The 14,335-nt window shown below is 66.0% G+C and carries 11 protein-coding genes, 1 tRNA gene and 1 pseudogene; 8 read left to right on the plus strand and 5 right to left on the minus strand.

The genetic code is table 11. The annotated features are described in order from the left end of the window. From EH231_RS34475 to EH231_RS27920, 4 genes are all read right to left on the minus strand, one after another. A partial coding sequence (locus EH231_RS34475; RefSeq protein ID WP_420891936.1) for a DUF7159 family protein occupies positions 1 to 961 on the minus strand: 961 nt, incomplete at its 3' end. 221 nt (positions 962 to 1,182) lie between these two features. Continuing rightward, positions 1,183 to 2,526, minus strand: coding sequence for an ammonium transporter (locus EH231_RS27910; protein WP_090424067.1), 1,344 nt, complete (start codon positions 2,524 to 2,526; stop codon positions 1,183 to 1,185). Positions 2,527 to 2,709: 183 nt separating this feature from the next. Further along, entirely contained in the window at positions 2,710 to 3,279 is a 570-nt protein-coding gene (gene dcd, locus EH231_RS27915) for a dCTP deaminase (RefSeq protein ID WP_039313451.1), read from the minus strand. A 16-nt stretch (positions 3,280 to 3,295) separates the two neighbouring features. Beyond that, positions 3,296 to 4,282 carry a DUF7159 family protein gene (locus EH231_RS27920; protein WP_090424066.1) on the minus strand — a complete coding sequence of 329 codons (987 nt, stop codon included), beginning with the start codon at positions 4,280 to 4,282 and terminating at the stop codon, positions 3,296 to 3,298. A gap of 361 nt (positions 4,283 to 4,643) precedes the next feature. Here EH231_RS27920 and EH231_RS27925 point away from each other — a divergent pair. From EH231_RS27925 to EH231_RS27940, 4 genes are all read left to right on the plus strand, one after another. Continuing rightward, a tRNA-Gly gene (locus tag EH231_RS27925) sits at positions 4,644 to 4,717 on the plus strand. Between the two features lie 237 nt (positions 4,718 to 4,954). Beyond that, a complete protein-coding gene (locus EH231_RS27930) occupies positions 4,955 to 5,203 on the plus strand; it encodes a hypothetical protein (RefSeq protein ID WP_090424065.1) in 249 nt (82 codons plus the stop codon). A 257-nt stretch (positions 5,204 to 5,460) separates the two neighbouring features. Further along, entirely contained in the window at positions 5,461 to 6,591 is a 1,131-nt protein-coding gene (locus tag EH231_RS27935) for a TIGR03857 family LLM class F420-dependent oxidoreductase (protein ID WP_090424064.1), read from the plus strand. A 53-nt stretch (positions 6,592 to 6,644) separates the two neighbouring features. Then, positions 6,645 to 7,283 carry a TetR/AcrR family transcriptional regulator gene (locus EH231_RS27940; protein ID WP_090424063.1) on the plus strand — a complete coding sequence of 213 codons (639 nt, stop codon included), beginning with the start codon at positions 6,645 to 6,647 and terminating at the stop codon, positions 7,281 to 7,283. Positions 7,284 to 7,327: 44 nt separating this feature from the next. Here EH231_RS27940 and EH231_RS27945 read toward each other — a convergent pair whose 3' ends face one another. Then, positions 7,328 to 7,960: a rhomboid-like protein gene (locus EH231_RS27945; RefSeq protein WP_234941051.1), complete on the minus strand. Its 633-nt coding sequence runs from the start codon at positions 7,958 to 7,960 to the stop codon at positions 7,328 to 7,330. A 219-nt stretch (positions 7,961 to 8,179) separates the two neighbouring features. On the opposite strand from EH231_RS27945, the gene EH231_RS27950 reads away from it, so the two are divergent. The 4 genes and pseudogenes from EH231_RS27950 (at position 8,180) to EH231_RS27965 (ending at position 14,335) form a co-directional block, all read left to right on the plus strand. Further along, entirely contained in the window at positions 8,180 to 8,665 is a 486-nt protein-coding gene (locus EH231_RS27950; protein ID WP_090424061.1) for a MarR family winged helix-turn-helix transcriptional regulator, read from the plus strand. Between the two features lie 24 nt (positions 8,666 to 8,689). After that, a pseudogene (locus EH231_RS27955) lies at positions 8,690 to 8,992 on the plus strand (arylsulfatase); the annotation flags it as partial. A gap of 56 nt (positions 8,993 to 9,048) precedes the next feature. Then, positions 9,049 to 9,672 (plus strand): maleylpyruvate isomerase family mycothiol-dependent enzyme, encoded by a 624-nt coding sequence (locus tag EH231_RS27960; RefSeq protein WP_090424060.1) that lies wholly within the window; start codon positions 9,049 to 9,051, stop codon positions 9,670 to 9,672. Positions 9,673 to 9,736: 64 nt separating this feature from the next. Further along, entirely contained in the window at positions 9,737 to 14,335 is a 4,599-nt protein-coding gene (locus EH231_RS27965; RefSeq protein ID WP_124713781.1) for a LysM peptidoglycan-binding domain-containing protein, read from the plus strand.

A 14,335-nucleotide genomic window follows, 5' to 3' on the forward strand; every position in this document is an offset into this window, starting at 1 on the left:
CCGGAGCGGGCCGCTGATCGACCGTCGGCCGGATGCTCACCGCGAGCGAAATAACCAGGGCCACAACGCCAACCACGAACACCGAGGTCAACGCGGAACCGACCAGCAGGAACGGTTTGCGTTCCTCGTCCAGCGGCATCTCGTCGGCGACGAGGTCCACCCCGTCGATCGAATCGGCACCGACCGGGGCCATCTCGGTGGCCAGACCGGCCAACCCGTAGGCGCTGCCGGCGGTGGTGCCGTCGGGATCTTGCGAATAAGCCAGGCCGACCGTGGTGGCCTCGAACGCCGGAGCATTGGCCGACGCGAGTGCCGCGCCGCGGGCCAGCGCCATCTCGGGCTCGTCCGGGGCATTGATCGGTAGCGACACCAGGTTTTCCAGATGCGCCTTGACCGAGGCGACGTCCACTCCGGAGCCGAGGACGAACATGCCGTCCGGCGCGGATTCGGCGGCGTCCACCGCGGCGGCCATATCGGTGAGCACGGCCATGGCGTCGGCGCTGTGCAGGGACCGGCCCAGCACCTTGACCACCGATCCGTCGTCGGTCTTCACCACCGACAGCGTCGCGGTGTCACGGTCGATGAACAGCAATGCCGTGGTGTCATAACCGACCGCGCGACCGACCGCCTGGGCCAGCGCTGCGGCGGCGTGCCCTTCGGAGACCAGCATGACGTCGTCGATGCCGTGCGCGGACAGCGTGTCGCGCAGGGCGGCCGCGTCCGAATGGTCGGTCCAGGTGACGCCGATCGACTTCAGATGGTGCCCACCGGTGGTGGCGCTTTCCTGGGTTCCGAGGATGGCGGCGACGACCTGATCGGCCGCACTGATGGTTGCCGAATCATCAACAGAGGTGACGTCGAAGACGTCATGATCGACGGTAACTCCGTCGGCTTTCTCCCCCTCGACCAGCACCATGCGGACTGTCGTAGGTGCCATCGCCACACCCAATACGATGTCCACCAAGCCCTCCAATGTGTTTGCTACACAGCGTTTGTCGCCATTACGCACACATCCCGCACGAGCCGACAACTAGAACCTTCATCGGTGCAACCTGTTCGATCGTTACACCCGTGCGCATTAGCTACCGCGCTGAGATTCCGGTCGGACCGCGACGGCATGGTGCGTGCCGGCGCCGGTTAGTTAGACCCTACTCGGCATTACGACAAACGGCGCCGGCCGGTTCATCCCGCGCTGTCCTCCTCGGCCGGATCCGGGCGCTGTTCACGGTCTCCGAACTGGCCCAACTGCCCCAGCGTGCCGCCGAACAATCCGGGTCGGCGCGGAGGCATATGCCCGTGCACACCTTCGGCGTACGCGGACTCTGCGTGCTGGGTGAAGTCGACGCCGGTGGTCTCGTCCTCGGGGCTGAGCCGGAATCCCATGAACCGGTCGATGGCTTTGGCCAACAGGTAGGACATCGTGAAGGCGTAGGCGGCCACCACGACGGCGGCCAGCAGCTGCTTGCCGAGCTGGGTCAGCCCGCCGCCGTAGAAGAGGCCCTGCGGACCCGCGGTCATCACCTCGGTGGCCAGGAATCCGATCAGCAGCACACCGACCACACCGCCGACGAAGTGCACGCCGACCACATCGAGCGAGTCGTCGTATCCGAACCGGAACTTCAGGCCGATCGCAAAGGAACACACAACGCCGGCGGCCAGGCCGACCACGACCGCGCCGAGGGTGTTGACGGTGCCGCACGACGGGGTGATCGCCACCAGGCCGGCCACCACGCCCGAGGCGGCGCCGAAGGTGGTGGGCTTGCCGTCGCGGACCTGCTCGACCGTGAGCCAGCCCAGCATGCCGAGGCAGCCCGCGACCAGGGTGTTCAGGAAGATCGCCGCGGCGGTGCCGTTGGCCGCGAGCGCCGAGCCCGCGTTGAAGCCGAACCAGCCGAACCACAGCAGGCCGACGCCGAGCAGCACGAAGGGCAGGTTGTGCGGGCGCATCGCGTCCTGCTTGAAGCCGATGCGGGGGCCCAGCACCAGCGCCAGCGCCAGGGCCGAGGAGCCGGAGACGATCTCGACGACGAGGCCGCCGGCGTAGTCGAGCACGCCGAGGCCGGCCAGCCAGCCGCCCGGACCCCAGACCCAGTGCGCGACGACGGCGTACACCGCGACGGCCCACAGCGGGACGAACAGCATCCAGGCGGCGAATTTGGCCCGGTCCGCGATGGCCCCGCTGACCAGAGCGGCAGTGATGATCGCGAAGGTCAGCTGGAACGTGGCGAACAACAGCTCGGGCACCGCGCCGTGGGCGGTGCTCGGGGTGATGCCGAGCATGCCGAAGTGCTGCAGGCCGCCGATCAGACCGCCGCCGGCGTCATCCGAGAACGCCAGGGTGTAGCCGACCAGCAGCCAGGCCACCGTGACCAGCGGGATCGAGATGAAGCTCATCATGATCATGTTGAGCACGCCGGTGGTGCGGACCATGCCGCCGTAGAAGATGGCGAGGCCGGGGGTCATCAGCAGGACCAGCGCGGTACTGGCGAGCAGCCAGGCAGTGGCGGCCGGATCGATTTCGGGCACGTCGAGCTCCTTTGGTCTCGACGAGAATGTCGGGCGCGCGTTTCAGCCAAGCGGCGAGCGTGTTTCAGCCGTGTTTCCGACTTCTCACCCGCTGCTCACGCGCTCTTACGCACCGAAGGTAGGCCCTATGTACATAGAAGGGCCGAAACTCGTACACAAGGCCCACGGTGGGCGGCGTAGGCCCTACGACTTGATGAAGTTCAAATGCGAGCGCGAAGGTGTCGGACCGCGCTGGCCCTGGTACTTCGAGCCGACCTTGTCGCTGCCGTACGGGTGCTCGGCCGGGCTGGTCAGCCGCAGCAGGCACAGCTGACCGATCTTCATGCCCGGCCACAGCGTGATGGGCAGGTTGGCGACGTTGGAGAGCTCCAGGGTGATGTGCCCGGAGAAGCCCGGGTCGATGAACCCGGCCGTCGAGTGCGTCAACAATCCGAGACGGCCCAAGGAGGACTTGCCTTCAAGGCGCCCGGCCAGGTCGTCGGGCAGCGTGCACACCTCGAGCGTCGAGCCGAGCACGAACTCGCCCGGGTGCAGCACGAACGGCTCACCCTCCGCGGGTTCGACCAGGCTGGTCAGCTCGTCCTGCTGTTTGGCCGGGTCGATGTGGGTGTAGCGGGTGTTGTTGAAGACCCGGAACAGGGTGTCCAGGCGAACGTCGACGCTCGACGGCTGCACCAGGGCATCGTCGAAGGGCTCGATGGCCAGGCGTTTCGCAGCGATCTCGGCCCGGATGTCTCGATCGGAGAGCAGCACCCGACGAGCGTATCGGTTAGCGACGGACCACCTGCGGCAACGGCGGCAAGGCGGTGTCGGCGTCGGGCGCCAAGGATTTCCCGGCCGCCCTCCCAACCAGTGGCACCACCTTGCGCACGACGGTGTGGATCGGCGGCTCGGGCGGTGAGACCGGCGCGGCATGTTCCACCGGGGTCGACGCCTGCGGCGGCGAGTTGCCAGTTCCCCCGCGCATTGTCAGCGCCAGGAACACCGAACCCGCCACGATCAGCACCGCTGTCGCCACGACCATCGCCAAGGTGTGCGTCAGAGGGTCACGCTTGACTGCCGGCGCGGTCTCGTCGCGACGGTCGGCGCTGGCGAGCAGCGCACCGCGGGCAAGCAGCAGGGCGGCATCATCGCCGAGCACCACGGACCGCGCCATCACCGAATTAACCTCCTCGACAAGGCTTTCCGCTTCCGGAGCCGATCCCGCGATCGCGACCTCGGCGATCGATTCGGGGAAGCTGTCGCACAGGCCGCGCAGGGCCAACACCGCGGTGGCCGCGTCGGGTCCGTCGAGACGGCGGCTACGCAACCGGCGGGTGCCGTCCTCGCCCTCAGCACCGATCGCGGCCAGCATCGTGACCTCCGGTTCCACCACGCACAGCGCGATCGAGTCGCAGTCCGCGATGTGGGCGGTGTACTCGGCGGCCGCTTCGAGCGCATCAGCGCTGGAGGCCACCTCGACGTTGGTGATGCCCTGCTCTTTGAGAGCGTCCAGGAGCTGTCTGGCCTCGCCGGCCACCGCGTCGGTCCAGGTCAAGGCGATGCGGGCGACGGTGTACCCGTTGGCTGGGGCGGCGGCGCGGGTGTCGATCACCGCGTTGACGATGTGCTCGCGGAAGTCGGAGCGCTCGACGCTGACGCGGTTGTCCGGGTCGAGCGAATCGTGGTCGATCACCGAGCCGTCGCCGTGGGTGCCCTCGATCAGGAGAAGCCGGGCGTCGTGCGAGGTCATGGCGATACCGATGACAACATCCATGGGTTGAATCCCTTGATTGATTCGGCCCGGGCTGCGGGCCTGCTCGCTCCATTCAGCACCGGATGGAGCCCACGAGAACCGACGGTAGAGAGCGCACCTGAGAACTTCCGGGCGAGGTTTTACGCGACTCTCAGGGTGGCGCGTGAACGGCAATCGTGTTCTGGGGTGGAATGTTTCGCCACAGCGCCCGACGCACCCAGTCGGCACTGGGCAACCGCGACCACCTGCGCCGGCAATCTTCGCCGCCCGGCGGTCTCCACTGTGCGGCTGCTGCGGCGTCAATTTCTTAGACTCGCCGGGGCGATGCCCGCACCGCCTTGCCCACAACCCGGGCCGAGTTGCTATCCTTCGTCAGCACCATGCCGATGTAGTTCAATGGCAGAACATCAGCTTCCCAAGCTGAATACGCGGGTTCGATTCCCGTCATCGGCTCCACACATGCAGATCAGCGATGTTTCGCGAATTGCCGACAAAATCCAATCGGCAAAATCCCGTACTTTCCCAGTAAATTCGATCCGCAGATCGTGGTGCCGGCCCATTTCTCCAGCACAGCATGGGTATCCGGCCCCGCCGTCACCAAGCAAGTCTGGCGCGCGATCATCGGCAACGACATGGACCACACGAGTAGCATTACTACTTGTCGGGGGCCATCATCGGCCGGAGGTACCGATCATGTCCTACGCGACCCGCTTACTCGTGGTTATTGCCGCAGCAATACTGACGCTGGGCTTCAGCACCACCGTCGCCAATGCCGACCCGCCAGCACCCGGCACCGCATGCGGTCCCGACAAGGTGATCACGTCCGTCAACACCTGCGAGCCGCTCAACTCATCGTGCACGGGGTATGACGGCATGGTGATTGGGCGGGTGGCCGCTGACGGCCGTTGCGTGATTCCGGGGCTCGACGGCACCCGGTGGTAGGCCGGACCAGTAGCGGGCGAGTCGTCACGGACCGTCGATGATTGCAACTGCTTAAGCATCAGAAGGCCACGAGAGTGGTTGCAGCACAATACTTCAACGAACGACAGCGGACGGCATTCTTCACCGTCGTGCACGCGCTTGATCTTGCCAGTGCCCGGCTCACACTGCCGCACCCTCCCATTCATTGAGAACCCTCATTGACAATGATCGTCGCCGTGGATGACAGTGCTAGGCACCGACGCAATGAAAGGCACGTAATGACCACTGCCCCGCAGGTCACGGAATCATCGAGTAGCGAGAGCCAGCTCGATCAGCTCAACGAGCTCGGCTACTACGCCGTGACCCGGCACCCCGCGGATGTCCGGGTGGTGCTGCCCGAGGCCCGTACGGCCGACGCGCTCGGACTGGGCTCCTGCCACATCGGCGAACGCTTCACCGTGAAAGACCCGGCGGTTCTCTCAGGCGCGGTGGCGGGCTGCAGCACCACCCTGGGTATCGCGCCGTCGACCAACTACCACACGCGGCATCCCACGGTCACCGCGACGATCGGCTCGACGATGCATGCCCTGACCGAGGGCCGCTTCGCCATGGCGTTCGGTCGCGGGATGGGTGCGTACTGGAACGCGATCGGTCTGCCGGTGGTGACAGAGGCCCGGCTGCGCGACTTCTTCGGCGTCCTGCGCCGGCTCTGGGCCGGGGAGATGATCCTCAACCACGATGGCCCGGCCGGGAAGTGGCCGTTCCTGCGCCACGCCAGTGGCCTGCCCGACGGACCGCCTATCGGTTTGGTCGCGGTCGGCCCCAAGACGATGGAACTCGCCGGGGAGATCGCCGATTTCGTTGTGCTCCATACCTTCTTCTCCGACGAGGCGACGACGTCCTCGGTAGCGGCGGTTCGCCGGGGTGCGGAACGAGCGGGCCGGGATCCCGACAGCGTCCGTATCTGGGCGTGTCTGGCGACGGTCTGCGACACGCTGTCGGAGGAGGATCAGTTGCGTCGCGGTGTCGGGCGACTGGCGACCTACCTGCAGGCGTACGCGGACGTGTTGGTGTCGGCCAATGGCTGGGATCCTGCCGTCTGGGAGCGAATCAAGCAGAGCGAACTGTTCACCGATGCGGCCACGGCCGGACCGATCGACGCCAGTGCCTCATTCGAGACGTTGCAGCGCATCGCCGAGTTGATTCCGGCCGAATGGTTGGACTCGGTGGCCAAGGGATCGCCGAAGGAGTGCGCGAAAACCATTGCCCGGCAGTATGACCTGGGTACCCACTCGGTCATCATGCACGGGGCGAGCCCGCAGGAACTCGAACCCGTCGTGCAGGCCTACCGGGCCAACCGGCCCACGCTGAGGCGCGCGGTCGCCGCGAACCCCGGGAGGTTTGCCTGAACGCCCACGAATCCCCGCAGGCCGCGCGCGCTCAAGAACAATGGCGTGCCGCGGTGCCCTCTACGGTCCAGTCGGCCGCAGGCACCCGGCTGAACAAGCGCGGCCTCGAGACCCGGGCACGCCTGCTCGATGTCGCCATCCGCTGTCTGGCCGACAGCGGTGGCGAACCGGTGTCCGCAAATCGCGTCGCTAAAGATGCTGGTGTCACCTGGGGCACCGTGCAGCACCAGTTCGGCGACCTGGACGGTCTGTGGGTCGCGGTGATCACCGAGATCCATTCCCGCAGTTGGGCATCCAATGCCGACGCACTACCGGCCCGCAGCGGAACACTGCGGGAGCGGGTGGCCGCAGCCATCGACTCGGTCTGGACCTACCTGGACACCACCGAGGGGCGGGCGCTCACAGCACTGCGCACCTCGCTGCCGCCGCGCCGTTCCGATGTCAGCTCCGAATACCCGCAGACGGCAGCGGCTTTCGCGGCGCGCGAACTCGATTGGATTCAGGGCTTTGACTATCTGATGGACGGGCTCGACCTCGATCCGGACCAGTTGCACCGGGTGCGGTGCCTGCTTCCCGCCGCGATCCGCGGCCTGAGCAACGAGCGTGAAGTGGGCTTCACCTCGGATCTCGAGATCGCCCGCGCCACGTTGACCGACGCGGTGGTGGCGTTGCTGTCCCAGTCCAGCGCATAGGACGCCGTGCCGGTTTCTACGCCAGGGCAGTTGATCGGCCCAAGTCACGGCCCTGCGGTAGAAAACGACGAAGCCGGACGCCTCCGCGTGAGCGGATAGCAGCACAGGCCGATCAGCAACGCCGACATATGCCCGATCGCGGTGAAGTTGATATTGCTGACCAGGGCAGCCCCGAAGTAGATGAACGCCGCGCCGAGGTAGACCCACCGCCAGGGCCGCACGATGCGATAAGCCAGCACGCCGCCCACCCCGACGAGGAAGTAGCTCACCCCGACGTCGCGGACGTGGACGAGCCGTTCGGGTGCGAGGTGATCGTGGATCGCCAGATACAGCAGGCCTTCGCTGATGTAGGTGGCCAGCACATGGGCGATCAAACCTACTGTCAGCCAACGTATTTGACCGAGCCAGCGTTCGGCCGGCGCCAGAATGAGACTGAACAGCACGAGATATGGCGTCCAGTAGCGGCCGTCGATCCAGAACAAGCTGGTGACCAGCACGTAGAGCGGGTCGGTCCCCAGGTGGTGGATGTTCGTCGAGCTCTCGACCAACAGGTCGTGCAGCTGCCGCCCATGCGTCTGACGCTGGATGATCGTGGTGACCAGCAGGACGGCCAGCCACGCATAGGTCAGCGGGGCGCTGCGAACGTATCGCCACACCGCCGCCGGCCATGACTTCAGGCGCACGGTCCCCAGTATGGGCGCGACGGCTGGACGATGGCCGAGATTGTGCCGGGCCGGAATCCGCCCGCATCAGCACGGTAGCGAATCACCTTGAGATACCGCCTTTTTGCTCGCAGATGTATCCAAAATTGACGGGCACTGGCACGCAGCGCGAATATTCGATGCCGAGGAAAGGACTCCCAACCACCAGGGCCCTTCACATGGAATACTCGCTGGATGGGCAGCGCGGCGCAGCACGAGGTGACCCGAACTCCTGTCGACGAACTGTCGGCATTCGAAGTGGGAACCCGAGATCTGGTGGGCGTGGCGCTGCGCAGTGTGGGCCAACTCGAGATCTCACTCCCGCAGTTCCGGCTGCTGCTGGTTCTGCAGGAGCGCGGGAAGTCGACGTCGACCGAGTGCGCCCAAGCGCTCGGCGTGGTCGGCTCGACGGTGACCCGGCTGGCCGATCGGTTGGATGCCTCCGGTCATCTGGTCCGCGGTGACGACCCTTCGAACCGCAGCGTCGTCACGCTGGCGCTGACCGACCGCGGCCGCAAACTGGTCCGCCAGGTGACCACCCGACGCCGGCGCGAGCTGAGCCGAGTGCTCGACCGCCTCGACCCGACCGAGCGCGCGGCGTGCGCATCGGCGTTGCGGAGTTTCCACGAGCTGCTCATCGACGACGACGGCGACGACCTGAACCGTCCGATCCCGCTGTAGGAATCTCACCCGGATCGAGCTAACTACCCCGACACCACGCCGGTGCCCGAGGGCGTGGCGGCCAACATCCGCGGCCGGTCCTGCAAGATCATCGCCGATGTCGACCTGGCAAAGGATGCGCAGGGAGTGCTGTTCGCGCACGGTTCACGCTTCGGCGGGCACGCCCTGTTCGTCAAGGACAACAAGCTGCACTACGTCTCCAACTTCCTCGGTATCAAGCCCGAGCAGGTGTTCGTGTCCGGCCCGCTGCCCGAGGGCAAGCATGCGCTGGGCATGGAGTTCAAACGCGAAGGAGCACCGGTGCTGGGCCAGAGTGCTGTCTCGACGGTGTACGACATGGGCACGACTATCTTGATCAGGGAACCCTGACGATAGGAGCGGCCGTGGACTCCGACACGATCTGGCGCAACGTCGATGAACAGCGCGGACAGCTCGCCGATCTCCTCGACACTCTCGAACCGCAACAGTGGTCGACACCGTCACTGTGCGCGGGCTGGACGGTGCGTGAGGTCGCCATCCACATCACGCAGTCCCACGCGACCGTCGGTGAGATGTTGCCGGCCGCGTTCAAGTCGGGCTTCCGGTTCGACGCCATGGTCCGCCGGGCAGCGCAGGACGATCCCGCCGAGCCGGCCGCCATCACGGCGCGGCTGCGCGCCATGGCAGGGTCGCGGAAGCGGCCGCCGCTGACCAAGGAAGTCGATCCGCTGTTGGACATCCTGATCCACACCCAGGACATCTGCATCCCACTCGGGATCGACCGGCCGATGCCCGTCGACGCGGCCGTCGCGGTCGCGGAACGGCTGTGGCACATGAAGTTTCCATTCGCCCCGCAACGCGACCTGCCGGGCTATCGCTTCGTGGCGACGGATGCCGATTTCGCCGTGGGCCCCGAGTGGGGTGGGCGCCGGGAGGCGCCGATTCATGATCTCGTGCTGATGTTCGCACGGCGGCGCGACGTGCCCGATGCCGAACCTGAGGTCGACGGCGAGCCCGAGGCCGATTAGCCGGACGAGAATCGAGTAGTCCTCTACTCACGTAATTCGACCGCCTCGGTGTGACGCTCTGTGCATGGCGACATCAGTCGGCTGGGATCGGGATCAGGTGGCAGGGCCGGGCGCCGCCTCACCGGACAGCGATATCACCGCAGTATCCCGGTTCCGCGACAACATGGAGGTCTGGTGGACCGGGCCGGATAACGTTGTGCACGGCGGCTTCTGGTACGACGACGGCCAAGATTGGAAGGGCCCGTATGCCCTGCCCGGGCCGGTCGGCTCGACACCTGCCGGCGGACTCGCGGCGGCATCGCGGATCAACACCAGCATGGAGGCGTGGTGGATCGGCGCGGATACCTCGGTCCGCGGCGCGTTCTGGTACGACGACGGCAAGGGGTGGCGCGCGTACCACGATCCGGTGGCCCTCCCTACCGCGGCGGCCCCCACCAGCGGCATGGCCGCCTTGTCGCGCATCGACACCAGCATGGAGATCTGGTGGATCGGGATCAACGGTTCGGTCCAGGGCGCCTTCTGGTACAAGGGCCAGCACAACGATGCGTGGCAACGCTACGAGCTCGCACCCCTCGGCAAGGCCGCCCAGACCAGCGGCATCGCGGCTGCCTCGCGGATCGACACCGCGATGGAGATCTGGTGGGTGGGCCCGAAGGGCTCGGTTGAAGGCGGCTACTACTACGCCACCGACACCAAGCCCTGGCAGACGTACACCCTCGCGCCGGAAGGCAGTGCGTCGCAGACGCACAGCATCGCCGCGGTAGCGCGCAGACCCAAGAGTATGGACGTCGTCTGGATCACCCGCGATGGCGGCGTCGCGGGCGCCTTTTGGAATGAGGGCGACGACTGGGCCCCGTACCCCGACGCCATCGCGGAGGCGGGCAGCGCCTCGACAACCGGCGGTCTGGCCGCCGTCTCTCGCACCGAGTCCAGCATCGAGGCGTGGTGGATCGGGACCGACGGCTCGGTGCAGGGGGCAGCCTGGAACGAGGGTGTGGGCTGGCGCCGCTATGACGACCCGGTATCAGGGCCCGGCACGGCGTCGAAAACCAGCGGCCTCGCCGCGATGTCACGAACCGAAGCCACCACCGAGGTGTGGTGGATCGCCGACGACGGCTCCGTTCAACTCGCGGTCCGGGACGAAACCAGCGGCCCGTTCTCCTTCCGCATCCTGCGCCCGGACGACCTGGTGCACCTGGAGATCGACGTCGTCGGCTGCCGGTTGAGCACCGCCTCGAGTGTTGTACCGACGCCGACTCCGGTGGCTGACACCTACGTGGTGAAAGCCGGAGATAGCCTGTGGGACCTCGCACGACGGTTCTACAACGACCCGTTCAAGTACCACCTGATCGCCAAGGCCAACCATCTCGTCAACCCGAACCTGATCTTCGTCGACCAGCGGTTGACGATCCCCCGGCTGACTCCACCGCCACCACCCCGCTCGCAGATCGTCGCGGTCGAAAAGGACGCGCACATGATCGTGCACTTCGGGGTACAGAACATCTTCGAGGAATGGTTCCCCAAGACCTCGTTCCCGAACGATGACCAACAGCCGTCTGCGGTATCGCGGGCTCGTGCCGCCAACTCGTCACGGGTGGTGTTCGAACTACCCCCAAAGACCCGCATCGACTACACGGCCTCGGGCGTTCTGGCCGCACTGAGCACCTTTGGATTGCGGGTGGCACCGCTCGCGCTACCGCGCGCCACAGCGACGGATGCACGCCCCGACTCCGCGAAGGGTGCGAACGGAGTCCCGACTGCACCCAAACCGGATCAGACCGCGATCGAAGCGCCGTACCGACTTGTGTTATCGCCCAACCAGAAGTACGGCGGGTTCACGCATTCAGCGGAGGCTCACACCGCCGAGGGCGACACGTCGCGAGTTGAGCTCTGGCATACCCGCCTCGGAGTCCGCACTACGAAGGACAACGCCTTCGTCCGTATCGACGAGGACGACGCCGAACACCGGACGGTGCGACCGATCTGGACCCGCGACCGGGACACGAACCCGGTGCCGCCTGCCACCGGCTTCAACGGGTCGCTGGCACCGGATGATCGCGGCCTCATCGTGGCCCAGAGCGCCGACGCACAGGAGGTCGAGCCCGAGCCCTTCGCCGTCAACCGGCTGTATCTGAGTTCGCTTGGCGCCTGGTTGGATTGGCGGGTTACCTGGGACGAGTCGCTCTATCCCAACAGGCCCAAGCTCAGCGCATACCGGCATCTGGCTACACAGGGCCGCGATCAGTATGTGCGCGTCGAGAAGCCCATCTATCTCTTCCCGTTCGGACATCGCGCCACGATGATCACCATCACCGAGCGCAAGATCAAACTGAAAACCGCGGACCCGGCGGCCTACCTGTACCAACGCACGTACATCGTGCTGCGCGAGCGCACCCGCCGCTACGACGACGCCAACGGCACAGTCAGGCCCCCGACCAATCTGCCGTTCGTGTCGGTATCGATCGACCCCGCGGTGTCACCTGACCTCGACGAGATCAGCGCGCCCGCGCTGCCGTTCGTCCCGGCAGTCGGCGGGAAGTCGTTCGGTTGGAAGATCACCGGAGTCGACCATGCCGGGCGCCAGATCACGATGACGACGGCGTTGGTCGCTGTGCCCCGCAACGGCACGGCATTTGGAAAGGCACTCGAGACCTGGCAGAACAAGGTCGTCAAGGAAACGCAATTTCCGGAGCTGGTCCACCCGATTGACGTGGGCGGTGCGGAAGTGGCTTTTGCACCGGAGACCAACCGCGGCGATACCACGTCGCGCGTGCAGTACATCGAGTTCTCCGGTAGCGCGACCGACGACACCAGCACACCGTCAATGCTCAAGGCCCACATCGCGATTCCATCGCTCACGACCCTCAACGGCGGCAGCAAGCCGATCGGCGTGACGTATCGCAAAGAGTATGTCGACAACGGCTTCCCGGCCAACCAGTCGGAGATCTTCCTGAACCTGGACCCGGCCGACACGACCAAACTCGACTTCTCCGGCGGCAGCGACAAGGGTGGCGGGTTCATCGAACCCAGCACCGCGATCACGGCGCTGTCACGCAAACACGGAGCGGTCGGCGACAACGGCACCAACACCGTGGGCCCCGGGATCGACCAGGGAACGTTCGATCCGGCGAAGTTCATCGGCAACGCAGGGCCGAAACTGTTCGGTCTGCTCAGTCTGGTGGACATCCTGCAGACCGGCCGACCGCTGGACGAGGCGCCCAAGCTCATCGCCAACCAGCTCGGCTTCGCCGCCTCTGTGCCCGCCGAATACGCCAACCTGCAACTCGCCCTGCAGAAATCCGTCAAGACTCTCCAGTCCGACGTCGGCAATCCGGGCACCCCGGATGCCCTCAAGCAACGATCCCAGGCTCTTCTCGCTCAGGCCAACAGCGCCCTGCAGGCGCTGAACGGACACACGCCGGATCACCTGGTGCAGGCCATTGCCCAGGCGGACATGGGTAAGGCCGTCACGGAGGCCAACGCGATCCTCAGCACGCTCACCAAGACCAGAGACCTGGCAGGTAGCCCGGATCTCGCGGCCTTCCTGCGCTCGATGGTCCAACGGTCCCTGCAGTCACTGGAATCGGTTCTGAAAATTGCCCAGTCCGCCGACAACCTCCGCAAGGCACTGAAGACAGCCAGCGAGGGCGGCGTGGTCCGCTACGACTGGTTTCCGCAGATCAAGGGCTGGCCGGGCCAAAACGACGGCGACCACATCTTCCACCCCAACGACGTGAATGGCCTGGCGATCTCGGTCGAGGTACGCACACCCAAAGACGGCAAACCGCAATCGGATATCAGCGCACAGCTTCGCGACTTCGAACTGAGACTGCTACCTTCCGACGATCCCCTGATCACGATGAGGTTCGGCCGGCTGGGATTCCGGGTGGCCACCGGTGGCAAGCCGGAGGTCGACGTCCTGTTCACCAACATGACGTTCGGCGGCGTGCTGTCCTTCATCGAGAAGCTGCGCCAGGTCATTCCGTTCGACGGGTTCGCCGACCCGCCCTACGTGGATGTCACCCCCGAAGCCGCCCGGGCCGGGTTCGACCTGGCACTGCCCAGCCTGGCGATCGGGGTGTTCAGCTTGGAGAACATCCGACTGGGCGCCGACTGCCGGGTGCCGTTCCTCGGCGAGGCCGTCACCGTCGGCTTCTTCTTCTGCACCAAGGAGGCCCCGTTCCGGCTCACCGTACTGGCGATCGGCGGTGGCGGCTGGGTCGGAATCCGGTTGGCTCCGAAGGGCCTGGTGCTGCTTGAGATGGGTCTGGAGGCCGGCGCCTCGCTGAGTGTCGACCTGGGCGTCGCCTCGGGCTCGGTGTCGGTGATGATCGGTGTCTACCTGCGTCTGGAAGATGACGAGGGGAAGCTGACCGCGTATTTCCGGATTCGCGGCGAGGTGGAGGTACTCGGCATCGCCTCGGCATCCATCACGCTCGAACTGTCCATGACCTACAACACCAAGACCGGCAAGCTGACCGGGCGGGCCAGCCTCGTGGTCGAGATCGAGGTCGCGTTCTTCTCCGCGTCGGTCGAGATCACCTGTGAACGCACAATCGCCACCCGCGACGGTGATCCCGCACTGATCGACATCATGCCGCCCGACGAGGGTGGGCAGGACATGTGGGAGAACTACTACACCTCGTTCGCGATCGGAGCGTAG

It is taken from the genome of Mycolicibacterium nivoides, from assembly GCF_003855255.1.
Lineage (GTDB): Bacteria > Actinomycetota > Actinomycetes > Mycobacteriales > Mycobacteriaceae > Mycobacterium > Mycobacterium nivoides.